Source organism: Bacillus sp. JK62 (assembly GCF_053663455.1).
Genome location: NZ_JBSJQA010000002.1, coordinates 253,806 through 278,360 on the forward strand (window position 1 = coordinate 253,806; position 24,555 = coordinate 278,360).

General features: G+C 47.5%; 19 protein-coding genes and 1 other annotated feature. Of the genes, 17 read left to right on the forward strand and 2 right to left on the reverse strand.

The annotated features are described in order from the left end of the window. Positions 1–36: 36 nt before the first annotated feature. From leuC to yihA, 8 genes are all read left to right on the forward strand, one after another. Entirely contained in the window at positions 37–1,455 is a 1,419-nt protein-coding gene (leuC, locus tag ACWJJ4_RS06415) for a 3-isopropylmalate dehydratase large subunit (protein ID WP_003152606.1), read from the forward strand. Positions 1,456–1,470: 15 nt separating this feature from the next. Then, on the forward strand, positions 1,471–2,070 hold the full coding sequence (gene leuD / locus ACWJJ4_RS06420; protein WP_007408146.1) for a 3-isopropylmalate dehydratase small subunit: 600 nt from the start codon (positions 1,471–1,473) through the stop codon (positions 2,068–2,070). A gap of 117 nt (positions 2,071–2,187) precedes the next feature. Beyond that, positions 2,188–3,192 carry a DNA damage checkpoint antagonist DdcA gene (ddcA, locus tag ACWJJ4_RS06425; RefSeq protein ID WP_436335064.1) on the forward strand — a complete coding sequence of 335 codons (1,005 nt, stop codon included), beginning with the start codon at positions 2,188–2,190 and terminating at the stop codon, positions 3,190–3,192. 216 nt (positions 3,193–3,408) lie between these two features. After that, complete coding sequence (gene tig, locus ACWJJ4_RS06430; RefSeq protein ID WP_003152618.1) at positions 3,409–4,683, forward strand: trigger factor; 1,275 nt, start codon at positions 3,409–3,411, stop codon at positions 4,681–4,683. 271 nt (positions 4,684–4,954) lie between these two features. Beyond that, positions 4,955–6,217: an ATP-dependent protease ATP-binding subunit ClpX gene (gene clpX, locus ACWJJ4_RS06435; RefSeq protein WP_003152620.1), complete on the forward strand. Its 1,263-nt coding sequence runs from the start codon at positions 4,955–4,957 to the stop codon at positions 6,215–6,217. A gap of 150 nt (positions 6,218–6,367) precedes the next feature. Beyond that, complete coding sequence (gene lonB / locus ACWJJ4_RS06440) at positions 6,368–8,026, forward strand: ATP-dependent protease LonB (protein ID WP_003152622.1); 1,659 nt, start codon at positions 6,368–6,370, stop codon at positions 8,024–8,026. Positions 8,027–8,225: 199 nt separating this feature from the next. Then, positions 8,226–10,550 carry an endopeptidase La gene (gene lon, locus ACWJJ4_RS06445; RefSeq protein ID WP_052827698.1) on the forward strand — a complete coding sequence of 775 codons (2,325 nt, stop codon included), beginning with the start codon at positions 8,226–8,228 and terminating at the stop codon, positions 10,548–10,550. Further along, the gene (gene yihA, locus ACWJJ4_RS06450) at positions 10,547–11,134 is read left to right on the forward strand and encodes a ribosome biogenesis GTP-binding protein YihA/YsxC (protein WP_003152626.1); all 588 of its coding nucleotides are present in this window, start codon (positions 10,547–10,549) and stop codon (positions 11,132–11,134) included. Before lon ends, yihA begins: the two co-directional genes overlap by 4 nt. Positions 11,135–11,166: 32 nt before the next feature. Here yihA and ACWJJ4_RS06455 read toward each other — a convergent pair whose 3' ends face one another. After that, entirely contained in the window at positions 11,167–11,658 is a 492-nt protein-coding gene (locus ACWJJ4_RS06455) for a hypothetical protein (protein ID WP_014305520.1), read from the reverse strand. Between the two features lie 194 nt (positions 11,659–11,852). Here ACWJJ4_RS06455 and hemA point away from each other — a divergent pair, with 194 nt between their 5' ends. The 8 genes from hemA to ysxE all read left to right on the forward strand — a co-directional run bounded on the left by hemA (position 11,853) and on the right by ysxE (position 21,236). After that, complete coding sequence (gene hemA / locus ACWJJ4_RS06460; RefSeq protein WP_003152628.1) at positions 11,853–13,220, forward strand: glutamyl-tRNA reductase; 1,368 nt, start codon at positions 11,853–11,855, stop codon at positions 13,218–13,220. Positions 13,221–13,227: 7 nt separating this feature from the next. Next, positions 13,228–14,058 carry a cytochrome c biogenesis protein gene (locus tag ACWJJ4_RS06465; protein WP_003152629.1) on the forward strand — a complete coding sequence of 277 codons (831 nt, stop codon included), beginning with the start codon at positions 13,228–13,230 and terminating at the stop codon, positions 14,056–14,058. Between the two features lie 34 nt (positions 14,059–14,092). Next, positions 14,093–15,034 carry a hydroxymethylbilane synthase gene (gene hemC, locus ACWJJ4_RS06470; protein ID WP_454021516.1) on the forward strand — a complete coding sequence of 314 codons (942 nt, stop codon included), beginning with the start codon at positions 14,093–14,095 and terminating at the stop codon, positions 15,032–15,034. Next, positions 15,024–15,806, forward strand: coding sequence for a uroporphyrinogen-III synthase (locus ACWJJ4_RS06475; protein ID WP_070082173.1), 783 nt, complete (start codon positions 15,024–15,026; stop codon positions 15,804–15,806). Before hemC ends, ACWJJ4_RS06475 begins: the two co-directional genes overlap by 11 nt. A 2-nt stretch (positions 15,807–15,808) precedes the next feature. Then, the gene (gene hemB, locus ACWJJ4_RS06480; RefSeq protein ID WP_003152632.1) at positions 15,809–16,783 is read left to right on the forward strand and encodes a porphobilinogen synthase; all 975 of its coding nucleotides are present in this window, start codon (positions 15,809–15,811) and stop codon (positions 16,781–16,783) included. Positions 16,784–16,811: 28 nt separating this feature from the next. After that, the gene (gene hemL, locus ACWJJ4_RS06485; protein WP_110085406.1) at positions 16,812–18,101 is read left to right on the forward strand and encodes a glutamate-1-semialdehyde 2,1-aminomutase; all 1,290 of its coding nucleotides are present in this window, start codon (positions 16,812–16,814) and stop codon (positions 18,099–18,101) included. Between the two features lie 132 nt (positions 18,102–18,233). Beyond that, positions 18,234–20,180 (forward strand): LysM peptidoglycan-binding domain-containing protein, encoded by a 1,947-nt coding sequence (locus ACWJJ4_RS06490; RefSeq protein ID WP_454021517.1) that lies wholly within the window; start codon positions 18,234–18,236, stop codon positions 20,178–20,180. 33 nt (positions 20,181–20,213) lie between these two features. After that, positions 20,214–21,236, forward strand: a complete 1,023-nt coding sequence (gene ysxE / locus ACWJJ4_RS06495) for a spore coat protein YsxE (protein ID WP_060674860.1) — start codon at positions 20,214–20,216, stop codon at positions 21,234–21,236. Positions 21,237–21,250: 14 nt separating this feature from the next. Here the strand turns inward: ysxE and ACWJJ4_RS06500 are convergent, their stop codons facing one another. After that, complete coding sequence (locus tag ACWJJ4_RS06500; protein ID WP_060674742.1) at positions 21,251–21,442, reverse strand: hypothetical protein; 192 nt, start codon at positions 21,440–21,442, stop codon at positions 21,251–21,253. Between the two features lie 172 nt (positions 21,443–21,614). Continuing rightward, positions 21,615–21,836, forward strand: a binding site (T-box leader). Between the two features lie 58 nt (positions 21,837–21,894). Here ACWJJ4_RS06500 and ACWJJ4_RS06505 point away from each other — a divergent pair. After that, positions 21,895–24,537 carry a valine--tRNA ligase gene (locus tag ACWJJ4_RS06505; RefSeq protein WP_070082171.1) on the forward strand — a complete coding sequence of 881 codons (2,643 nt, stop codon included), beginning with the start codon at positions 21,895–21,897 and terminating at the stop codon, positions 24,535–24,537. Positions 24,538–24,555 lie beyond the last annotated feature (18 nt).

Sequence of the window (24,555 nt, forward strand, 5' to 3'; positions counted from 1 at the left end):
GCGGTCTTAGTTCATAGGTAGAGGGAGGAAACAAAGATGATGCCTCGAACAATCATCGAAAAGATTTGGGATCGGCATGTTGTAAAAAGCGGTGAAGGAAAACCCGACCTTCTCTATATTGATCTGCACCTCATTCATGAGGTGACGTCTCCTCAGGCGTTTGAAGGGTTAAGGCAGAAGGGAAGAAAGGTCAGACGGCCGCAGAACACATTCGCGACGATGGACCACAATATTCCGACCGTCAACCGTTTTGACATTAAAGATGAAGTCGCAAAGCGCCAAGTAACCGCGCTTGAACGGAATTGCGAGGAGTTCGGCGTCCGTCTTGCGGATCTTCACAGCGCAGACCAGGGGATCGTTCATGTAGTCGGGCCTGAGCTTGGTCTGACACTTCCGGGAAAAACGATCGTTTGCGGAGACAGCCATACATCGACTCACGGCGCGTTCGGAGCGCTTGCCTTCGGTATCGGCACAAGTGAGGTGGAACATGTTCTTTCCACACAGACATTATGGCAGCAGCGGCCGAAAACGCTTGAAATCCGCGTTGACGGAACGCTCCAAAAAGGAGTGACAGCGAAGGATGTCATCTTGTCGGTCATCGGAAAATACGGGGTGAAATTCGGTACCGGATATGTCATTGAATACACCGGGGAAGTATTCAGAAACATGTCTATGGACGAACGCATGACCGTCTGCAATATGTCAATAGAAGCGGGAGCACGGGCGGGACTGATCGCTCCAGATGACACGACGATTGAATACTGTAAAAACCGTAAATACGCGCCAAAAGGCGAGGAATTTGAAAAAGCCGCCGCAGAATGGAAAGCGTTAAAAACCGATCCGGGCGCCGTATACGATCATTCCATCGTGTTAGACGGCAGCGAGATTTCTCCAATGGTAACATGGGGCGTCAATCCCGGCATGGTTCTTCCGGTCGATGCCCAAATACCGGCGCCGGAAACGATTGATTCTGAAGACGGTAAAAAAGAAGCCATCCGCGCGTACGAATACATGGGAATCGCGCCGAATCAAAAAATTGAAGATATTAAAGTCGAGCATGTGTTTATCGGCTCCTGTACAAATTCGCGGATGACCGATCTTCGCCAGGCTGCGGATATGATCAAAGGCCGAAAAGTCGCCGACAGCGTCAGAGCCATTGTGGTGCCGGGTTCTCAAAGCGTGAAACAGCAGGCCGAGGAAGAAGGGCTGCACCGCGTGTTTCTCGAGGCCGGCTTTGAATGGAGAGAATCAGGCTGCAGCATGTGCCTCAGTATGAATAATGATGTCGTGCCTGAAGGGGAACGATGCGCTTCCACTTCCAACCGCAACTTCGAAGGCAGACAGGGAAAAGGCGCGAGAACACACCTTGTCAGCCCGGCGATGGCGGCAATGGCGGCCATTCACGGGCATTTCGTCGATGTAAGAAAGTTTTATCAAGAAAAAACAGTTGTGTAAGGAGTGCGCGAAAAGATGGAACCTTTAAAAACGCATACGGGAAAAGCGGCCGTCTTAAACCGGATCAACGTCGATACGGACCAGATTATTCCGAAACAGTTTTTGAAAAGAATTGAAAGAACCGGATACGGCAGATTCGCGTTTTTTGATTGGAGATACCTTGAGAACGGTGAGCCTGACCCTGAATTTGAATTAAACCGTAAAGTCTATGAAGGCGCGTCCATATTAATTGCCGGAGAGAATTTCGGCTGCGGATCATCCCGTGAACACGCTCCTTGGGCGTTGGATGATTACGGCTTCAAAATCATCATTGCTCCGTCATTTGCCGATATTTTTCATCAAAACTGTTTTAAAAACGGTATGCTTCCCATCCGTATGCCGTATGATCAGTGGAAAAAACTCGCCGGCCAATATGAAAATCAGTCTCTTAACATGACGGTTGATTTGGAAAACCAGCTCATTCATGACAGTGAAGGAAAAGAGATTTCATTTGAAGTCGATCCTCACTGGAAGGAAATGCTGATTAACGGTTATGATGAAATTTCATTAACACTTCTGCTGGAGGACGACATTCAGCAGTTTGAATCGAAAAGGAGTTCATGGCTTCAAGCCTGAAAAAAGCTGCCCGGCATCTGTCCGGCAGCTTTTTTTACCGTGTGCATCATCCTTTCTTGTGTTTCATGACGCGTGTTGATACACTTGAACAAAATAGCGCCTGAAAGGAAATAAAGTATGACGCATGACAAGAAAAAAGCTGATATCATTCCTTTCCCCCGTCTGAAAGAACGCTTGGTTGATAAAGGGATGGCCGCCATGAAGGATAAACAGTATGAGGAGGCCCTCGAACTGTTTTCAGAGGCGGTAAGCCACGGCGATACCGAGTCCGACGTACATTTAGGCATGGCGATTTGTTTTCTGGAACTCGGGGAATTGGAAGAAGCAAAACAAGTTTGCGAGAAAATGCTGAATGAAGGGTACGGCCATTATTTCACCGTGCTGCAGGTGTACATGACCATTTTAATTCAGCTGAAACAATATGAAGAAGTCAAAAGCACAATTGAAGCTGTGCTGGAAGAAAACCAGCTGCCCGCAGAAAGTGCGGAGCAATTCTACCGGCTGCTCGAATTCAGCCGCAAAATGACCGATCCCGATCAGCAGGATGAGGCGTGGGAGGAGGAATACGAGGACATTCTTGATGCGGAAAAAGTGCTGAACAGCCCCGCTGAACAAATGAATCTGATTCATTCTCTTAAAGACCGCAATATTGCAAAATACACGGGTCTCTTAAAAACAATTCTTCAAGATCCGGGCGCGCATCCGCTTATCAAGACGATGATTTTGACGCTGATGGCGGAGCATGACTACAGCAAGCCGGTTCATATTACAAAATTCGGCGATTCAATGACCGCGGTTCCGAGTGAAACGGTTCAGCCTGATGCAGCTCCGATTTTGCATCGCGTTCTTCGGGTGCTTGATGAAACGCTCGGCAATGAAAACCCTACATTATACGCTGCCGTCGAGGAGCTGTGGAGAAGGCATCTGTACGTCCTGCACCCTTTTATGCCGAAGTTTTTGAACGCGGATTTATGGGCGGCTGCGCTTCATAAGGTCGGTTACGAGATGCACGGCATTGACATTGAGCCGGAGGAACTTCATATGATGTACGTGTTTGACAGCCGCGAACTCGAAGAAGCCTGCACGATGATTAAGGATATTGAAGAAATTTCTTATTTGTAAATCACACCATATAGTTGAAAGCAGTAGGCGTTATGTTATAATATAGTGGTTGTATTTATGTATAGCGGTTTAACTGAAATGAGAATTACGGTTGGACAGGCTGCCAGTTCATTACATAATGATTCTGATTCAAAGCGGTTTTTTCTTTGACAAAGCCGCGGATTGCTTTAGAATGGAAGACCGACACAACCTGAATAGATTTTTGGAGGGAAACACATGTCTGTAAAATGGGAAAAACAAGAAGGCAACGAAGGCGTATTAACGGTTGAAGTTGATGCGGATACGTTCAAAACAGCTCTTGATGATGCATTTAAAAAAGTAGTAAAACAGGTTTCTATTCCTGGATTCCGCAAAGGGAAAGTTCCCCGCGGTTTATTCGAACAGCGTTTCGGCGTTGAAGCTCTTTACCAGGATGCTTTAGATATTTTACTTCCTGTAGAATACCCTAAAGCGGTTGAAGAAGCCGGCATTGAGCCTGTAGACCGCCCTGAAATCGATGTTGAAAAAATCGAAAAAGGCGAAAGCTTAATTTTCACTGCAAAAGTGACTGTAAAACCGGAAGTGAAACTTGGCGATTACAAAGGCTTAGGAATCGAAAAAGATGACACTGCCGTTACTGACGAAGATGTACAAAACGAACTTAAAGCGCTTCAAGAGCGTCAGGCTGAGCTTGTCGTGAAAGAAGAAGGCGCTGTTGAAAACGGCGATACAGTCGTTCTTGACTTCGAAGGTTTCGTTGACGGCGAAGCGTTTGAAGGCGGAAAAGCTGAGAACTACTCACTTGAAGTAGGATCAGGTTCATTCATCCCGGGCTTCGAAGAGCAGTTAACAGGCCTTGAAGCAGGCGCTGAAAAGGATGTTGAAGTAACATTCCCTGAAGAGTATCACGCTGAAGAGCTTGCCGGAAAACCAGCTGTTTTCAAAGTGAAAATTCATGAAATCAAAGCGAAAGAGCTTCCTGAGCTTAATGACGAATTCGCAAAAGACATTGACGAAGAAGTTGAAACGCTTGCTGAATTAACTGAGAAAACAAAAAAACGCCTTGAAGAAGCAAAAGAAAACGAAGCTGACGCTAAATTGCGTGAAGAGCTTGTTCTGAAAGCATCTGAAAACGCTGAAGCTGATGTTCCTCAAGCGATGATCGACACTGAGCTTGACCGCATGCTGAAAGAATTCGAACAGCGTCTGCAAATGCAAGGCATGAACCTTGAGCTTTACACTCAATTCTCAGGCCAAGACGAAAACGCGTTAAAAGAGCAAATGAAAGAAGATGCCGCAAAACGCGTAAAATCAAACCTGACTCTTGAAGCGATTGCTCAAGCTGAAAACCTTGAAGTAACGGACGAAGAAGTTGAAGCTGAGCTGACTAAAATGGCTGAAGCTTACAACATGCCGGTTGAAAACATCAAGCAGGCAATCGGTTCAACTGACGCGATGAAAGAAGATTTAAAAGTTCGAAAAGCAATTGATTTTCTTGTAGAAAACCGTTAATATGGTTCATAATAATAGACATAATAAAACAGGGCGCGATTAATTCGTGCCTTGTTTTGTACAATTATGATATAACTCTTTTTCTTGGGGCAAGATAGTCATTGCCGGGCTGTTTTTCGTCATACATATAGAATGTGCAAGTGCGAAACACATTGTTACCGTCTTACTGGAAAGTATGGTAAAATGCAATACATACTCGATCGTAGCAAGAACCGTTTTCTTTTGCCCTTCAGGTAAAAGAAAAAGTGAGACAAGATTAAGGGGTGAAAGAATGTTTAAATTCAACGAGGAAAAAGGACAATTGAAATGCTCGTTCTGCGGAAAAACGCAAGATCAGGTTCGTAAGCTGGTTGCAGGACCGGGTGTATATATATGCGACGAATGTATTGAGCTCTGTACAGAAATCGTAGAGGAAGAGCTTGGTACAGAAGAAGAAGTCGAATTTAAAGACGTTCCGAAGCCGCAGGAAATCCGTGAGATTCTGAATGAATATGTCATCGGACAGGATCAGGCGAAGAAATCACTTGCGGTTGCGGTATACAACCATTACAAACGCATCAATTCCAACAGTAAAGTGGATGATGTTGAGCTTTCTAAAAGTAATATTTCTTTAATCGGACCGACTGGAAGCGGGAAAACACTTCTTGCCCAGACGCTTGCGCGTATTCTGAACGTTCCGTTTGCGATCGCGGACGCTACATCTCTGACTGAAGCCGGATATGTCGGTGAGGACGTAGAAAACATCCTCCTCAAGCTGATTCAGGCAGCAGACTATGATGTGGAAAAAGCAGAAAAAGGCATTATTTATATCGATGAAATCGATAAAGTAGCGCGGAAATCTGAAAACCCGTCCATTACACGCGACGTATCAGGCGAAGGCGTTCAGCAGGCGCTGCTGAAAATTCTTGAAGGAACGGTTGCAAGCGTGCCGCCTCAAGGAGGACGCAAACATCCTCATCAGGAATTCATCCAGATCGATACGACGAACATTCTGTTCATTTGCGGCGGTGCATTTGACGGCATTGAACAAATCATCAAACGCCGTCTCGGACAAAAAGTCATCGGCTTCGGCTCAGATAATAAAGCGGCAGACCTGGAAAAAGAAGAACTGCTTTCTAAAGTTCTCCCGGAAGACTTGCTCCGTTTCGGTCTGATTCCTGAATTCATCGGCCGTCTTCCTGTCATTGCAAGCCTTGAGCAGCTTGACGAAACGGCACTGGTTGAAATTCTGACTAAACCGAAAAACGCACTCGTCAAACAATACAAGAAAATGTTAGAACTTGATGATGTCGAGCTTGAATTTGAAGGCGAGGCATTATCTGAAATTGCGAAAAAAGCGATCGAGCGTAAAACAGGCGCACGCGGCCTGCGTTCTATCATTGAAGGCATCATGCTTGACGTCATGTTTGATCTGCCGTCCCGTGATGATATTGAAAAATGTGTCATTACCGGAGCGACAGTCGCAGACGGTGAAGCGCCGCGTCTTGTATTAAAAGACGGCACTGTTGTCGGCCAAGATAAAACATCAGCATAACATGACAAAACCTCCTGACCCGAATTGATCAGGAGGTTTTTTTTCTTGTCCTGACCCTTCTGAAAATGTTTATTCCGGGCTTTGCTGGGAGATACTAGCGGACAGAGGAATGAATTGGATACATAAATCGTTTTTTCAGGAGGGACCAGCATGAGTTGGACAGGGATCGCATTATTTGTACAGCTGTTTTTCGGGATAGTCATCGGACTATATTTTTGGAATCTGCTCAAAAACCAGCGAACACAAAAAGTGACGATAGATAAAGAATCAAAAAAGGAAATGGAACAGCTGCGCAAAATGCGCGCCATCAGTTTATCAGAACCTTTATCAGAAAAGGTGCGGCCGAAAAGCTTTCAGGACATTGTCGGCCAGGAAGACGGAATTAAAGCGTTAAAAGCAGCGCTTTGCGGACCGAACCCGCAGCACGTCATTATTTACGGTCCTCCGGGAGTCGGTAAAACGGCTGCGGCGCGGCTGGTATTGGAAGAAGCGAAAAAACATAAACAGTCACCGTTTCAAAAGCAGGCTGTTTTTGTTGAACTTGATGCGACGACCGCGCGGTTTGATGAACGGGGGATTGCCGATCCGCTTATCGGTTCAGTGCATGATCCGATTTATCAGGGAGCGGGTGCGATGGGCCAGGCAGGCATTCCGCAGCCGAAACAGGGGGCTGTGACCCATGCTCACGGCGGGGTATTGTTTATTGATGAAATCGGCGAGCTTCACCCGATTCAGATGAATAAAATGCTGAAGGTGCTTGAAGACCGAAAAGTATTTTTAGACAGTGCGTATTACAGTGAAGAAAATACGCAAATACCGAATCACATTCATGATATTTTTCAAAATGGGCTTCCGGCGGATTTCCGTTTGATCGGAGCGACAACGAGAATGCCGACTGAAATTCCTCCGGCCATCCGTTCGCGCTGTCTTGAAGTATTTTTCCGCGAGCTGGAAAAGGATGAACTTAAAATCGTTGCGAAAAAAGCAGCCGACAAAATTCAGAAAGAGATTTCTGACGAAGCTCTCAGCGTGCTGACCGCATATACGAGAAACGGACGTGAAGCCGTCAATATGATCCAGATCGCCGCCGGCATGGCGGTGACTGAGGACAGAAAAGAAATCACGACAGAAGATATAGAATGGGTTGTTCATTCCAGTCAGCTCACACCTAAAAATGAGCAGAAAATCGCCGATGAACCGCAAGTCGGCATCGTGAACGGACTCGCCGTCTACGGGCCGAACAGCGGCGCATTGCTGGAAATCGAAGTGAATGTCACACCGGCGCAGGACAAAGGAAGCCTGAATATCACGGGAATTGCAGAGGAAGAAAGCATCGGCAGCCAATCGAAGTCGATCCGCCGCAAAAGCATGGCGAAGGGATCTGTGGAAAATGTTCTGACGGTTCTCCGCACAATGGGCATCAAACCTTCAGACTATGACATTCACGTCAATTTTCCGGGCGGAGGCCCGATTGACGGACCTTCAGCAGGTATCGCGATGGCCGCGGGGATTTTTTCCGCGATTCACCGCATCCCGATCGACCATACGGTGGCGATGACGGGAGAAATCAGCCTGACGGGGCTTGTCAAACCGATCGGCGGCGTCATTCCGAAAATTAAAGCCGCAAAACAGGCCGGAGCAAAAACGGTCATTATCCCATATGAAAATCAGCAGTCCATTCTGAAACGAATAGACGGAATCACCATTAAAGCGGTAAAAACGTTCCAGGAAGTGCTTGACGTCATATTGGTTGACCCTCCTTCAGAACAAAAACCGTTTGATATCCAAATGAATAAAGAATCTGTATAAACCCCATTTTTATAATGGGGTTTTTTTATGGAGGACATCTTTTCCTTTTTCAGAACAGAAAGAAAGGGTATACTACGAAGAGACTGTTTTATATACAGGGCAGGCGGATAAGCCGATTAAAGCCCGATCCCGGAATTGTACAACGATGAAAAAGTTGTATTATAATGGTTCATACTAAAGTCACGGAGGTGTCAGTCACATGGCAGAAGATACAAAACGCAGCATCCCGCTCCTCCCTTTAAGAGGCTTATTGGTATACCCGACAATGGTTTTACATTTAGATGTAGGCCGTGACAAGTCGGTTCAGGCTCTTGAACAGGCAATGATGCATGATCATATGATTTTTTTAGCCACTCAGCAGGATATTTCGATAGACGAACCGGGTGAAGAGGATATTTTCGCCGTCGGCACTTATACAAAAATTAAACAGATGCTGAAGCTGCCCAACGGTACGATCAGAGTGCTTGTAGAAGGCATTCAGCGGGCGCAGATCCTTGAATACACCGAACTCGAAGATTATACTTCGGTCGATATACAGCTGATGCATGAGGATGATTCAAAAGACGTGGAAGACGAAGCGCTTATGCGGACGCTGCTGGACCATTTTGACCAGTACATAAAAATTTCTAAAAAAATCTCCGCAGAAACGTATGCGGCTGTGACTGATATTGAAGAGCCCGGCAGAATGGCGGATATCGTCGCTTCTCATCTCCCGCTGAAATTAAAGGACAAGCAGGACATTTTAGAAACGGCGGATATTAAAGAACGTCTGAATAAGGTCATTCGTTCCATTCATAATGAAAAAGAAGTGCTGGAGATTGAGAAAAAAATCGGTCAGCGCGTCAAACGTTCGATGGAACGCACTCAAAAGGAATACTATTTGCGTGAACAGATGAAAGCCATTCAGAAGGAGCTTGGCGACAAAGAAGGAAAAACCGGCGAAGTTCAGTCGCTCACGGAAAAGATAGAAGAAGCAGGCATGCCTGAGCGTGTCAAAGAAACGGCGCTTAAGGAATTAAGCCGTTACGAAAAAGTGCCGTCAAGCTCAGCGGAAAGCTCTGTTATCCGCAACTATATCGACTGGCTCATCGCCCTTCCGTGGTCGGATGAAACAGAAGATAAACTTGATATTAAAAAAGCCGGGGAAATCTTAGATAAAGAGCATCACGGCTTAGAGAAAGTGAAAGAGCGGATTTTGGAGTATTTGGCCGTGAAACAGCTGACGAAAACGCTGAAAGGGCCGATTCTTTGTCTCGCCGGACCTCCGGGAGTCGGTAAAACATCTCTTGCAAAATCAATCAGTACGAGCATGGGACGCCGTTTTGTGAGAATTTCACTGGGCGGAGTGCGCGATGAGTCTGAAATCCGCGGGCACCGGCGCACATACGTCGGGGCGATGCCGGGCCGGATTATCCAGGGAATGAAAAAAGCCGGCAAACAAAATCCGGTCTTTCTCCTCGACGAGATCGACAAAATGTCGTCTGATTTCAGAGGCGATCCGTCTTCGGCGATGCTTGAGGTGCTGGATCCGGAACAAAACAGCACATTCAGCGACCACTATATTGAAGAGACGTTCGATTTATCGAAAGTGCTGTTTATCGCGACTGCGAATAACCTTGCTTCCATCCCGGGCCCTCTCAGAGACAGAATGGAGATTATCAGCCTGTCAGGCTACACTGAAAACGAAAAGCTGGAGATCGTGAAAGACCACCTGCTTCCGAAACAAATCAAAGAGCACGGCCTCACAAAGAGCAGCCTGCAGATTCGGGATCAGGCGATTACGGACATCATCCGCTACTATACGAGGGAAGCCGGCGTGAGAACGCTTGAACGCCAGATTGCCGCCATTTGCCGAAAGGCTGCGAAAGCCATTGTGTCTGAGGAGAGAAAACGCATTACGGTTACAGAGAAAAATCTGGCCGACTATCTCGGAAAACGGATATTCAGATACGGACAGGCGGAAACCGAAGATCAAATCGGGGTTGTCACGGGGCTCGCGTATACGACGGTCGGCGGAGATACGCTGTCAATCGAAGTGTCATTGTCACCGGGAAAAGGAAAGCTGATTCTGACCGGGAAGCTTGGAGATGTCATGCGGGAATCAGCGCAGGCCGCTTTCAGTTATGTCCGTTCGAAAGCGGAACAGTTCGGAATCGACCCGAAATTCCATGAGAAGTATGACATTCATATCCATGTCCCTGAAGGAGCGGTGCCGAAAGACGGCCCTTCTGCCGGAATTACGATGGCCACGGCGCTCGTTTCAGCATTAACGGACCGTGCGGTAAAACGCGAAGTCGGTATGACGGGAGAAATCACGCTGCGGGGCCGCGTGCTTCCGATCGGCGGACTGAAAGAAAAGGCGCTCGGCGCGCACAGAGCGGGCCTGACCACGATTATTGCGCCTAAAGATAACGAAAAAGATATAGAGGATATTCCAGAAAGCGTCAGAGAAGGACTGAAGTTTATATTCGTTTCTCACCTGGATGACGTTTTGGAACATGCCTTAGTAGGAGAGAAGAAATGAAAGTCACAAAGTCAGAAATCGTGATCAGCGCGGTCAAACCCGAACAGTACCCTGATGGGGGGCTTCCGGAAATCGCGCTGGCGGGAAGATCAAATGTAGGAAAGTCATCTTTTATCAATTCATTAATCAATCGGAAAAACTTGGCCAGAACGTCATCAAAACCGGGGAAAACACAGACTTTAAACTTTTACATCATCAATGATGAATTGCATTTTGTCGACGTTCCCGGGTACGGATTTGCGAAAGTTTCCAAAAGCGAGCGGGAAGCATGGGGGAGAATGATTGAAACCTATATGACGACCCGCGAAGAGCTGAAAGCCTGCGTGCAGATTGTCGACCTCAGGCACGCGCCGTCTGCTGAAGACGTGAACATGTATGAATTCCTGAAGTATTACGGCATTCCCGTCATCGTTATCGCGACAAAAGCGGATAAGATTCCAAAAGGAAAATGGGACAAGCACTTAAAGGTTGTCAAACAGACGCTTGATATGGATCCTGAAGATGAGCTGATTTTATTTTCCTCTGAAACGAAAAAAGGCAAAGATGAAGCATGGGGAGCCATTAAAAAAATGATCAGCCGGTAATGAAAAACCCAAAACGCAGTGCGTTTTGGGTTTTATCGTATAGTTTTGTTCCGCTTGATAAATAATAATAAAAGGCTGATTCCGATGAAAACATACGGCCAGTATGTTTTGAAGTGTTCCGTCGGAATATGGACGGACTCCAGCCACGCCGTAATTTGTTTAAAGAAGTATAAAAAGAGGGAAAAACCAATCATGGCAGCCGCTTCGTATACATATTCTTTTCTGGCTGCCGCAAATAAGGAGAATCCGAAGACGAAGAGAATCATTTCAAAATCTCCCGGCCACCATGAGAGCTCAGGTTTGGCGAAAAAGTGTAAACCTATGCCGAAAAGAAGCATGCCGATCAGGACGTGAGGCCCGGCCGCTTCCTTTTTGCCCTGATACAAGAGCACGGCCCCCAAGAGCATAAGGAGCACCGGCCATTCCCCCTGATTCGCAAACAGGTGAACCTGTCCGCTCTGAAGCCATGCGAATAATGAAGCGGCAAGCAGAAGTCCCGGTAATAAAATTGATGTTTTTTTCATCCTGTCACCTACCCGCAGTAAAGGATTTTTAGTATGATGATTACAGTGGAAACGAGCTTTTTATACTATAGCATAACATTTTTGAAATCTGTTCACATTTTCCCGAAGAAACTATGTTATAATTATTATAAATAATAAATTCTATGTTAGAATGATTATAAATAAATTGCGATGTACGGGGGTGCATGAAAGCGATGCATATTCTTGTTGTGGGAGTAGATTATAAATCCGCCCCTATTGAAATACGCGAAAAAATAAGTTTTCAGCCGGATGAGCTTGCAGAAGCGATGCTCCGTTTAAAAGAAGAAAAAAGCGTTCTTGAAAACATTATCGTGTCAACCTGCAACCGCACCGAAATATATGCGGTGGTCGACCAGCTTCATACCGGCCGTTATTATATAAAGACATTTTTATCCGAATGGTTCTCGCTGCCGAAAGAAGAGCTGTCTCCGTTTCTGAAATTTTATGAGAGCGACGCGGCGATCGAGCATTTATTCCGTGTGGCGTGCGGTTTGGATTCCATGGTCATAGGAGAGACGCAAATACTCGGCCAGGTCCGCTCGAGCTTTAAAACGGCGCAGGCAGAAAAGACGATCGGCACCATTTTCAATGAGCTGTTTAAACAGGCGGTGACCGTCGGCAAACGCACGCATGCCGAAACCGATATCGGCGCCAATGCCGTTTCCGTCAGTTACGCCGCCGTTGAACTCGCGAAAAAAATCTTCGGCTCATTGTCAAATAAGCACATTTTGATTCTCGGTGCGGGAAAAATGGGCGAGCTCGCCGCAGAAAACCTGCACGGTCAGGGTATCGGCAAAGTAACGGTCATCAACAGAACGTTTTTGAAGGCAAAAGCGCTTGCTGACCGTTTCTCCGGAGAAGCGCGCAGCTTAAACCAGCTTGAACATGCACTTGCTGAAGCTGATATTTTAATCAGTTCGACAGGCGCAAGTGATTTCGTCGTGTCTAAAGAGATGATGGAGAGAGCGGGCAGACAGCGGAAAGGCCGTCCGTTATTTATGGTGGATATCGCTGTGCCGAGAGACCTCGATCCGGCGCTGAATGATCTTGAAGGTGTTTTTCTGTACGATATTGATGACCTTGAAGGAATCGTTGAAGCCAACTTACAAGAACGCCGCGAAACCGCTGAAAAAGTCGAGCTGTTTATTGAAGCGGCAATTGTTGAGTTTAAGCAGTGGCTTAATACGCTCGGGGTCGTGCCGGTCATTTCGGCGCTGCGTGAAAAGGCGCTGTCCATCCAGTCCGATACGATGCAGAGCATTGAGCGCAAGCTGCCTCATCTGACGGTAAGAGAGAAAAAACTTCTCAGCAAACATACGAAAAGCATCATTAACCAAATGCTGCGCGACCCGATTCTGAAAGCGAAAGAGCTTGCGGCTGAAGCGGATTCAGATGAAAAGCTGAAGCTGTTTATGCAGATTTTCGATATTGAGGAAGAGGCCGGCCGCCAGCTGGACAAAAGCCTGGATAACCGCCAGACGGTTCATTCGTTTCAAAAGGCAGAAGCAAAAACGGGCTTACGTCCGCTTGTAAGTGAGTGAGGGCTGTATGATTGATACAGCAATGGCAAGACTTAATGAAGCGACAATTGTTATTTATGCAGTAAGCGTCCTTTTTTACTTTATAGATTTTCTTCAACACAACCGGAAGGCTGGAAAAATAGCCTTCTGGTTGCTTTCTATTGTCTGGACTCTGCAAACCGTCTATCTTTCTTATTTCATGTGGCAGACGGGCAGATTTCCGGTCTTGAATATTACAGAGGCCCTTTACTTTTATGCGTGGGTGCTTGTCACGCTCTCACTTGTGGTCACGCAGATTCTGCGCGTTGATTTTATCGTGTTTTTCACGAATGTCATCGGTTTCTCGATGATTGCGATCCATACGTTTTCACCGACGGATCAGCATTCGGCCGCCTTTTCCGGCCAGCTGGTCTCAGAGCTTTTGGTCATTCATATTACAATGGCGATTCTGTCTTACGGCGCTTTTTCCCTTTCTTTTGTCTTTTCGCTTCTTTATCAGTTTCAATATTCTTTATTAAAGAAGAAAAAATGGGGAAAATGGCTGTTGAGAATTGAAGATTTGTCAAAACTTGATTATATGGCTTACGTTTTAAATGTCATCGGGGTTCCGATGCTGCTGTTGAGCCTGATATTAGGCGTGATCTGGGCGTATGTGTCGCTGGAAACGCTGTACTGGTTTGATTCAAAAGTGCTCGGCTCGTTTATTGTGCTGCTTTTATACAGCTACTATTTATATATTAGAATGATTAAGGAACTGCAGGGAAAAGTGGCGGCGTTATGGAATTCAGCATGTTTTCTCGTGCTGATGATTAATTACTTCCTGCTCGGAAGCCTGTCACAATTCCATTGGTTCAGTTAACGCACGCGCCCAAACAGATTCGGGAGGAAAGAAAATGAGAACGATTAAGGTAGGTTCCAGACGGAGCAAACTGGCTATGACCCAGACAAAATGGGTGATTAACAAACTGAAGGAATTGAATCCTTCCTATGACTTTGAAATCCGGGAGATTGTCACAAAAGGCGACCGCATCCTCGATGTTACACTGTCAAAAGTGGGCGGCAAAGGTTTGTTTGTCAAAGAGATTGAACAGGCGCTGCTGCATCAGGAGATTGATATGGCGGTTCACAGCATGAAAGACATGCCCGCCGTTTTGCCTGAGGGTCTTGTCATAGGCTGCATACCGAAACGTGAGGATCCGCGTGATGCGCTCATTTCAAAAGGGCATCAAAAGCTGGACGGCATAAAAGAAGGGGGCATCATCGGCACCAGCAGTTTAAGAAGAAGCGCCCAGATTCTTGCTGAACGCCCTGATCTTACAATTAAGTGGATCAGAGGCAATATCGATACGAGACTTCAAAAGCTTGAAACGGAAGATTACGATGCTATTATTTTAGCGGCTGCGGGGCTTTCGAGAATGGGCTGGAAAGATGATGTCGTATCTGAATTCCTCGAACCGGACCGCTGTCTGCCCGCGGTCGGCCAAGGCGCTCTTGCCATTGAATGCAGAGAGTCGGATGAAGAGCTTTTGAAGCTGTTTGCGCAATTTACCGATGAGTATACGCAGCGCACGGTGGCAGCCGAACGGGCTTTCTTACACGCGATGGAAGGCGGCTGCCAAGTGCCGATAGCCGGGTATGCGTCCGTCAATGACCGGGATGAGGTTGAATTGGTCGGTCTTGTCGCGTCTCCGGACGGAAAGACGATTTATAAAGAAACAGCGGCGGGACATGATCCGGTAGAAATCGGGAAACGCTGTGCGGCGATGATGTCTGAAAAAGGAGCCAAAGCACTAATCGACAGCGTGAAACAGGAGCTCGAACAGGATGGCGAATGACCTTCCTTTACAAGGAAAGACCGTGCTCGTCACCCGGAACAAAAGACAGGCAGCACCGTTCCGAAAAAAAGTGGAGGCGCTCGGCGGAACGGCTGTTTCCGCCTCTCTGATCGCTTTTCAGGAAGCGCTCCCGGATGAATGTGCGGACAGTCTGCGGGAAGACCTTTCTGAACCGGGCTGGCTTGTGTTTACAAGCGTAAACGGCGTCCGGTTCTTTTTTTCCTACCTTGATCAGCATGGCCTTGCGCTTTCGGGACGGAAAAAAATCGCAGCCGTCGGTGAAAAGACAGCGCGCGCCCTGAAAGAGCGGGGAGCCCGGACGGATGCGATGCCTGACGAGTATGTGGCGGAATGTCTGGCTGATACTTTAAAACGGCACGCATCAGCTGCCGAACCCATTTCAGTGATAAAGGGCAATTTATCACGCGATGTCATAAAAGCGGAGCTTGAGCCGCTTGGCTATCAAATAAGGGAATGGGTGTTATACAATACCATTCAGGATGAAAAAGGCATGGACGAGCTGAGACGGGCTGCATCCCGCTCTCATTTTGATTTTATTACGTTTACCAGCTCATCGGCGGTGCATACGTTTATGCACGCGGTCGGAGACGGAGAAAAAGCGTGGGAAAACAGCGGTGCGAGCTATATCAGCATCGGCCCTTTGACAGAGAAAGCGCTCTTGGAATACGGGATCTCATCCCATGTGCCTGACACCTATACGATTGAAGGCATGCTGGACGTCATGTGCAGCATGTCGGGAAAGGATAGATAATGATGAATCAAACATTTAACAGACACCGCCGTTTGCGCGCGAACGCTGCGATGAGAGATTTAGTAAAAGAAACACGTCTTCACCCTTCAGATTTTATTTACCCGTTATTTGTCGTTGAAGGACTCGAAGGAAAAAAAGAAGTTCCTTCCATGCCGGGGGTTTATCATGTATCACTTGATTTGTTAAAGGATGAAATGGCTGAGCTGATATCGCTCGGCATTAAGTCGGTCATCGTTTTCGGCGTGCCGGAAGAAAAAGACGCCTGCGGAACCCAGGCTTTTCACGACCACGGCATTGTGCAGAAAGGGATTGCTGAGATTAAAAAGCATTATCCTGAAATGATCGTCATCGCTGATACATGTCTCTGTGAATACACGGATCACGGCCATTGCGGCGTCGTGAAAGACGGAGTAATCCTGAATGACGAGTCGCTTGAACTGCTGGCGCAGACAGCCGTCAGCCAGGCTAAAGCCGGCGCTGACATCATCGCTCCTTCAAATATGATGGACGGTTTTGTCACAGTGATCAGGGAAGCGCTCGACAAAGAAGGCTTCACGAATATTCCGATCATGTCTTATGCCGTGAAATATTCAAGTGAATTTTACGGTCCGTTCCGCGACGCGGCTGACAGCACGCCGCAGTTCGGTGACCGAAAAACATATCAGATGGATCCGGCCAACCGCCTGGAAGCGCTACGTGAGGCTGAATCAGACGCGGCAGAAGGCGCTGACTTTTTAATCGTCAAACCGTCTATGTCATACTTAGATATTATGCGTGATGTGAAAAACCGCCATCACCTGCCGCTGGTCGCATATAATGTGAGCGGGGAGTATTCCATGGTGAAAGCGGCAGCCCAAAACGGCTGGATTAAAGAAAAAGAAATGGTGCTGGAAATTTTAACGGGCATGAAACGTGCAGGAGCCGATCTGATTATGACGTATCATGCAAAAGACGCAGCAAAATGGCTTGCTGAGTAACGATTTCATTTGACGGGAGCTGAGGCAGATGAGAAGCTATGAAAAATCAAAAGCCGCTTTTAAAGAAGCGCAGAAACTGATGCCGGGCGGAGTGAACAGCCCGGTGCGCGCGTTTAAATCAGTTGATATGGACCCGATCTTTATGCAGCGCGGAAAAGGATCGAAAATTTTTGATATTGACGGCAATGAATATATCGACTACGTCCTGAGCTGGGGGCCGCTCATTTTGGGCCACACGAACGACCGGGTCGTTGAAAGCCTGAAAAAAGTAGCCGAGAACGGGACAAGTTTCGGGGCATCCACTGAAGTGGAAAACGAACTGGCCAAATTGGTCATTGACCGTGTGCCGTCTGTTGAAATCGTGCGGATGGTCAGCTCCGGCACAGAGGCGACAATGAGCGCCCTGCGTCTGGCAAGAGGATATACCGGCCGCAACAAAATTTTGAAATTTGAAGGCTGTTACCACGGCCATGGTGATTCGCTGCTGATCAAAGCGGGATCCGGAGTGGCGACACTCGGCCTGCCGGACAGCCCGGGCGTACCTGAAGGGATTGCGATGAATACGATTACCGTTCCGTACAACGACTTGGAAAGCGTTGCACTCGCATTCCGGGAGTACGGTGAAGATATTGCCGGGGTCATTGTTGAACCGGTAGCAGGCAATATGGGCGTTGTTCCGCCGCAGGAAGGCTTTTTACAAGGACTTCGCGACATTACGGAACAGTATGGCGCGCTGCTCATTTTTGATGAGGTCATGACCGGTTTTCGCGTGGACTATAACTGTGCGCAAGGATATTTCGGCGTGACGCCTGATTTAACGTGTCTCGGCAAAGTCATCGGCGGCGGTCTTCCTGTCGGTGCGTATGGCGGCAAAGCCGAAATCATGGAACGAATCGCGCCGAGCGGTCCGATCTACCAGGCGGGAACATTGTCAGGAAATCCGCTTGCCATGACAGCGGGACTTGAGACATTACAGCAGCTCACACCTGAATCTTACCAAGAATTTGTGAAAAAAGGCGATATGCTTGAAGAAGGCATTTCAAAAGCAGCTGCAGCACATGGCATTCCGCATACGTTTAACCGGGCGGGGTCAATGATCGGCTTCTTTTTCACCAATGAGCCTGTCATTAACTATGAATCAGCCAAATCTTCTGATTTAAAGCTGTTCGCCAAGTATTATAAAGGGATGGCCGACGCAGGCGTATTTCTGCCGCCGTCTCAATTTGAAGGATTGTTTCTCTCCACTGCGCATACAATGGAGGATATTGAAAATACCATTCAAGCCGCTGAGAAAGTGTTCCAGGCGATCAGCCGCTGATACCGAAAAGCCGATGCAAGCAAGACTTGTATCGGCTTTTTTCAATGCTTCCATTATCATATTTTCCCGGATTGCGGCATACACCTTTAGTGACATCTAATTGTATGGATTAGATGAAAGGAGGATATGAACTTGCCGCATAATCACCGATTGCAATTTTCTGTTGAAGAATCAATCTGTTTCCAAAAAGGACAGGAAGTTTCTGAATTACTTTCGATTTCATTAGACCCTGACATCAGGGTGCAGGAAGTAAATGATTATGTCTCAATTAAAGGATCATTAGAACTTACTGGCGAGTACAACATAGATCACAGCAGTCATTTTGAAGAGCTTAATAGTGAGCTGAGGCATGTAGAGGAAGTGAGGGCGAGGGAGGATGGCACGGCCGAGCTCATTCATTGTTTCCCGGTGGACATCACGATTCCGAAAAATAAAGTGAGCCACCTCAATGATGTTTTCGTATTTATTGATGCCTTTGATTATCAGCTGACGGATTCAAGGATCTTAACCATTCAAGCTGATTTGGCAATTGAAGGGCTGCTTGAGGAATCCGAGCCAAAAGAGCCGGAGATCCCTTTGTACGTGGCGCCTGAATTTGCCAGAGAAGAAATGATCAATCTTGCCGGACATCATTCAGAGGACGAAAATGAACCAGAATTAATGATACGCCATGAGCCTGAAATACCTTTGACTGTATCAGAAGAAGCAGCACAAGAAACTGAGAAAAACGAGGAAGAAATCCCGCCTTTACTCAGGCAGGAGGAAGAAGAGCAGAAAGCAGCTCCGATTCTGAGGGAGCGGGAAGAAGAGCAGGAAGCAGCCCCGATTCTGAGGGAGCAGGAAGAAGAGCAGGAAGCAGCTCCGATTCTGAGGGAGCGGAAGGAAGAAGAGCAGAAAACAGCCCCGATTCTGAGGGAGCGGGAAGAAGAAGAGCAGGAAGCAGCCCCGATTCTGAGGGAGCGGGAAGAAGAAGAGCAGGAAGCAGCCCCGATTCTGAGGGAGCGGGAAGAAGAGCAGGAAACTGCCCCGATTTTGAGTGAGCAGGAAAAAGAGCAGGAAACTGCCCCGATTTTGAGTGAGCAAGAAGAAGAGCAGGAAGCAGCCCCGATTCTGAGGGAGCAGGAAGAAGAGCAGGAAGCAGCCCCGATTCTGAGGGAGCGGGAAGAAGAGCAGGAAGCAGTCCCGATTCTGAGGGAGCAGGAAGAAGAGCAGGAAACTGCCCCGATTCTGAGGGAGCAAGAAGAGGTGCCGAAACCTGTTTCCTTTACTGAGCCTCCTCCTCCCGTTTCCTTCCAGCACGAAGAAGAGCCGGAAGAAGCTGAGGAGCCTGCAATCATGTCAGCCGTGAGGAATGAACCCGTATTTGAGGATGATTCAGCAGAAGCGCAGGAAGAGCCAAAAGATGATATCGAACCGGTTTTCCCTGCATTCACTCTGACTCCGCATGCAGAAAAAACAAAAATTGCGGAACAGCCCTTCCTTCAAAAAGAAGAGCAGCCAGAGGCCGAGCCGCTTCTCCGCCAGAGCGATCATAAGGCGGCAGAAGACGAAGATGAGCCTGCGGTTTTTCAAGAAGAGCAGGCGCCCGTTTATCGTGAGTTCGTTCCGGAACGGCAGGAAGAGGAGTTTTACAGCGCTCCTAAGCTGCTTGAAGAAGAGGCTCATGATGAAGAAGGGTTTGAAATTGAGGTAAGGAAGATGGCGCCGCCGGAGGAGGAAACCGGGAAGCCTCTCGATTTGTCTTTTCAGTTTTCCAAACTGCCGCCGGAGGAGCCGGCGCAAGCGGAACAGCCTGAGCCGCTTAAGCCTGAAAGAAAGAATGAAGAAGCGGCACCGGGAACCGAGCAGAAGGAAAATGACAACTCTCATTACTTGACAAAATTATTTACAAGGGAAGAAGAAAAGTTTTCAAGAATGAAAATTTGTATCGTGCAGCAGCAAGATACAATCGACCGGGTGTGTGAACGATATGACATTACATCCCAGCAGCTCATCCGAACGAATGCTTTATCGTTTGATGACGAGCTTGAGGAAGGTCAGCTTCTGTATATACCTGAATATAATAACAGCCATGTGTAAGCACAAAGAGGCCGTAAAAATGTGGTGAATGGAATGGAAGCAGTCCAATCAGTGCTTCAGGAATACGGGCTGACGGCTGAGTACATTGAGCCTGTCAGCCCGCATGTTTGGAAGGTCTACTCAAACTACGGCATTTTTGCTTTGAAACAGCTCAAGCCGGCCCGCAGCAGTGAATTTACGGATCTTATGATTGAGATTGAGGAGAAAGGCTACCGATCATTTGTGCCGATCTGCCGCACGTATGCAGGCGATTTTTTTGCGGGAAGACAGACGGAGAATTCTTATTATTTAATGCCTTGGCTTCAGTACGATCAGGAAGAAGAACGGGACCAAAAACATGTTTACCTTTTTAAAGAGGTCGCGAAGCTCCATTCTGCGACTGTGCGGGACATCCAAATCCGGACTGAAGATATCAGCCGCTTTTATGAAGCAACGAAAAGAGATTGGGAAAATGATAAACTTGTCTATGAACAATTCGCCGACCGGGCGGAAAAAGAGTGGTACCTTTCACCTTTTGAACTGCAGGCTGTTACGTATCTTACAGAAACGGTTTCCGCCGTCAATTTTGCTCTCGAACGTCTGGAAGAATGGTTTGACGCGGCAAAGGATCATGACAAGACGAGAGCGGTGATCAACCACGGCAGTTTATCGAGCCGCCACTTTCTGTATAATGATGCGGGATCGGGCTTTTTCACGAATTTCGAGAAAGCTGCGCTGGGTCCTCCGCAAAATGACCTGCTCGGCTTTTACTCCAGAATGTTCAGAAGCTATCCGAAAGCATGTCCAGAATGCCTGGACTGGTTTTATACGTATCACAAATCATTCCCGCTCCGTGAAGCGGAAATCAGCCTGTTTCTCAGCTATATGGCTTATCCGTCCGCCATGTACAAAGTGCTGAAACGGTATCAGACCGGCCAAAGGGGCTCTGAAAAAGAAGAGTGCACGCAATTATTAAGAGCGTTTTGGCAGATGAAAAATGTTGAACCTTTTCTCATGAAGGTTCATCAGATTGAGCGGGAGAAAAAAATAAAAGCGGAAAACGAGTCCTCTTCATAACGGGACTCGTTTTTTTATATCCAATCCAAATGCAGGGCGCACGCTAAAAACAGCAGGATGGCAAGCAGCAGGACATCAAAAGTCGTCGGAAAGAAAATCGTCCTGATCCCCTGAAAGATCGTAATCGGGATAATGACTTGCACGGATACAAGGCGGACCTGTCTGGCCCACTGGGGGAGCGAATAAGAATTGAATTTTTTTCTCACGGGCAATTCCTCCTCACATTCGCCTTTCTATGTATCGTATGTAAGGGGAAGAGCGGGGTGCATGCCCATTTATGTATGACGGCAGCGGTTTTTGGAAAAGATGATTGACGAATCAAAAACACTTTTACTATAATAAAGAACATAATAAATAAGATCATGAGCTGATATAAATACACCTGCTTTGAACGGGAAGAGTACAAGAAAGACGCATGAAGAGAGAGAAGCTACTGTGCTGAAAGGCTTCTTATGCCGTCTCATTGGAAGGTCGCCCGGGAGCATAATTTCTTGAACATACAGTAGAGAAATTCGGGCCGCACCCGTTATCCGTTTAAGTGCATGAACAAATCTGTTCATGAAAAAAGGTGGTACCGCGAAAGAGCTTTTCGTCCTTTATCAGGATGAAGGCTCTTTTTTAGTTGCTCAGCCATTTCTAAACATGCTGGAGGGTTATCATGGATACAAACGAACAAACAATGCCGACAAAATATGATCCGTCTGCGATTGAAAAAGGCCGCTATGATTTTTGGCTGAAAGGAAAATATTTTGAAGCGGGCGGCGATCAAACGAAACAGCCGTATTCTGTCGTCATTCCGCCGCCGAACGTGACGGGCAGGCTGCACCTTGGACATGCGTGGGATACGACGCTGCAAGATATCGTTACGCGTATGAAACGCATGCAGGGCTATGACGTGCTCTGGCTTCCGGGCATGGATCACGCCGGCATCGCCACTCAGGCAAAAGTCGAAGCGAAACTCCGCGAGCAGGGCACAAGCCGTTATGACCTCGGCCGTGAAAAGTTTTTAGAAGAAACGTGGAAGTGGAAAGAAGAGTATGCTGATTTCATCCGCAGCCAATGGGCCAAGATGGGACTCGGACTCGATTATTCACGCGAACGTTTCACTCTTGATGAAGGGCTGAACAAAGCCGTGCGTGAAGTATTCGTCAAGTTGTACGAAAAAGGCTTGATTTACAGAGGCGAATATATCATCAACTGGGACCCTGCCACAAAAACGGCTTTATCCGATATTGAAGTGATTTACAAAGACGTACAGGGCGCGTTTTATCATTTGCGCTACCCGTTAGCAGACGGCTCAGGCTCAATTGAAATCGCGACCACCCGTCCGGAAACGATGCTTGGCGACACGGCTGTCGCGGTTCATCCTGAAGATGAGCGCTACAAGCACTTAATCGGCAAAACGGTGATTCTGCCGATTACAAACCGCGAAATTCCGATTGTCGGCGATGATTATGTTGATATGGAATTCGGATCAGGCGCCGTTAAAATTACGCCTGCCCATGACCCGAATGACTTTGAACTCGGAAACCGCCACAATTTAGAGCGGATTCTCGTCATGAATGAAGACGGAACAATGAATGAAAAAGCGCTGCAATATAACGGCATGGACCGGTTTGAATGCCGCAAAAAACTCGTCAAAGATCTTCAGGAATCCGGCGTTCTCTTTAAAATCGAAGACCATATGCATTCTGTCGGCCACAGTGAGAGAAGCGGCGCCGTTGTTGAGCCGTACCTGTCCACACAATGGTTTGTCAAAATGCAGCCGCTGGCCGATGCTGCGGTTGACCTTCAGGCAAAAGAAGAGAAGGTTCACTTCGTTCCTGACCGTTTCGAGAAAACGTACCTGCACTGGATGGAAAACATCCGTGATTGGTGTATTTCCCGTCAGCTGTGGTGGGGCCACCGCATCCCGGCTTGGTATCATAAAGAAACAAAAGAAGTGTACGTCGGCCTTGAGGCGCCTGAGGACAGCGAAAATTGGGAGCAGGATTCAGACGTGCTTGATACATGGTTCAGCTCCGCGCTTTGGCCGTTTTCTACAATGGGCTGGCCTGATGAAAACGCTGAAGACTTTAAGCGGTATTACTCAACCGATGTACTTGTAACGGGATATGACATCATTTTCTTCTGGGTATCCCGGATGATTTTCCAAGGTCTTGAGTTTACCGGCGAGCGTCCGTTCAAAGACGTGCTGATTCACGGCTTAATCCGTGACGAGCAGGGCAGAAAAATGAGTAAATCCCTTGGGAACGGCGTGGACCCGATGGATGTCATCGACAAGTACGGAGCGGATTCCCTGCGCTATTTCCTGGCAACCGGAAGTTCACCGGGACAGGATCTCCGTTTCAGCTATGAAAAAGTGGAATCCACATGGAACTTCGCAAATAAAATTTGGAACGCCTCCCGTTTTGCATTAATGAACATGGACGGCATGACGTATGACGAGCTTGATCTGTCCGGTGAAAAATCAGTTGCTGATAAGTGGATCCTCACAAGACTGAATGAAACGATAGAAGACGTAACACAGCTTGCGGATCGTTATGAATTCGGTGAAGTCGGACGCCACCTGTACAACTTTATCTGGGACGATGTGTGCGACTGGTATATCGAAATGGCGAAGCTTCCGCTGTACGGGGAAGATGAAGCGGCGAAGAAAACAACCCGGTCTGTTCTGGCATACGTGCTTGACCAGACGATGCGTCTTCTTCACCCGTTTATGCCATTCTTAACGGAAGAAATCTGGCAGCACCTTCCTCATGAAGGCGAGTCAATCACGATCAGCTCTTGGCCGGTTCCGGTGCCGGAACATACGGATAAAGAGGCAGCTGCGGATATGAAACTGCTCGTTGAATTAATCCGTTCTGTCCGCAATATCCGGAGCGAAGTCAACACGCCGATGAGCAAGCAGGTTGAACTTTACATTAAAACATCTACCGAAGACATTGCCGGCCGCCTTGAGAAGAACCGTTCTTACGTTGAACGCTTCACGAATCCGAGCACGCTGAAAATCGGGACGGATATCACTGCGGCAGACAAGGCGATGACAGCGGTCGTCACCGGAGCGGAAGTCATTCTGCCGCTTGAAGGGCTGATTAACATTGATGAGGAGATCGCCCGTCTGCAAAAAGAATTCGACAAGCTGACAAAAGAAGTCGAACGCGTTCAGAAAAAACTCGGCAACGAAGGATTCATTAAAAAAGCTCCTGAGCATGTCATTGAAGAAGAACGCGGAAAAGAGAAAGACTACACGGCAAAACGCGAAGCTGTCCGGCAGCGGATTGCAGAGCTGAAAGGCTGATAAAACAGCGGGGCGGTT

What these genes read in the sequence shown, in the direction of transcription:
- leuD (WP_007408146.1), top strand. Translation starts at nt 1,471, where the DNA reads ATGGAACCTTTAAAAACGCATACGGGAAAAGCGGCCGTCTTAAACCGG.
- lonB (WP_003152622.1), top strand. Translation starts at nt 6,368, where the DNA reads ATGAGTTGGACAGGGATCGCATTATTTGTACAGCTGTTTTTCGGGATA.
- ACWJJ4_RS06455 (WP_014305520.1), bottom strand. Translation starts at nt 11,658, where the DNA reads ATGAAAAAAACATCAATTTTATTACCGGGACTTCTGCTTGCCGCTTCA.
- ACWJJ4_RS06505 (WP_070082171.1), top strand. Translation starts at nt 21,895, where the DNA reads ATGGATACAAACGAACAAACAATGCCGACAAAATATGATCCGTCTGCG.
- hemC (WP_454021516.1), top strand. Translation starts at nt 14,093, where the DNA reads ATGAGAACGATTAAGGTAGGTTCCAGACGGAGCAAACTGGCTATGACC.
- hemL (WP_110085406.1), top strand. Translation starts at nt 16,812, where the DNA reads ATGAGAAGCTATGAAAAATCAAAAGCCGCTTTTAAAGAAGCGCAGAAA.
- hemA (WP_003152628.1), top strand. Translation starts at nt 11,853, where the DNA reads ATGCATATTCTTGTTGTGGGAGTAGATTATAAATCCGCCCCTATTGAA.
- tig (WP_003152618.1), top strand. Translation starts at nt 3,409, where the DNA reads ATGTCTGTAAAATGGGAAAAACAAGAAGGCAACGAAGGCGTATTAACG.
- lon (WP_052827698.1), top strand. Translation starts at nt 8,226, where the DNA reads ATGGCAGAAGATACAAAACGCAGCATCCCGCTCCTCCCTTTAAGAGGC.
- ACWJJ4_RS06475 (WP_070082173.1), top strand. Translation starts at nt 15,024, where the DNA reads ATGGCGAATGACCTTCCTTTACAAGGAAAGACCGTGCTCGTCACCCGG.
- hemB (WP_003152632.1), top strand. Translation starts at nt 15,809, where the DNA reads ATGAATCAAACATTTAACAGACACCGCCGTTTGCGCGCGAACGCTGCG.
- ACWJJ4_RS06465 (WP_003152629.1), top strand. Translation starts at nt 13,228, where the DNA reads ATGATTGATACAGCAATGGCAAGACTTAATGAAGCGACAATTGTTATT.
- ysxE (WP_060674860.1), top strand. Translation starts at nt 20,214, where the DNA reads ATGGAAGCAGTCCAATCAGTGCTTCAGGAATACGGGCTGACGGCTGAG.
- leuC (WP_003152606.1), top strand. Translation starts at nt 37, where the DNA reads ATGATGCCTCGAACAATCATCGAAAAGATTTGGGATCGGCATGTTGTA.
- yihA (WP_003152626.1), top strand. Translation starts at nt 10,547, where the DNA reads ATGAAAGTCACAAAGTCAGAAATCGTGATCAGCGCGGTCAAACCCGAA.
- clpX (WP_003152620.1), top strand. Translation starts at nt 4,955, where the DNA reads ATGTTTAAATTCAACGAGGAAAAAGGACAATTGAAATGCTCGTTCTGC.
- ddcA (WP_436335064.1), top strand. Translation starts at nt 2,188, where the DNA reads ATGACGCATGACAAGAAAAAAGCTGATATCATTCCTTTCCCCCGTCTG.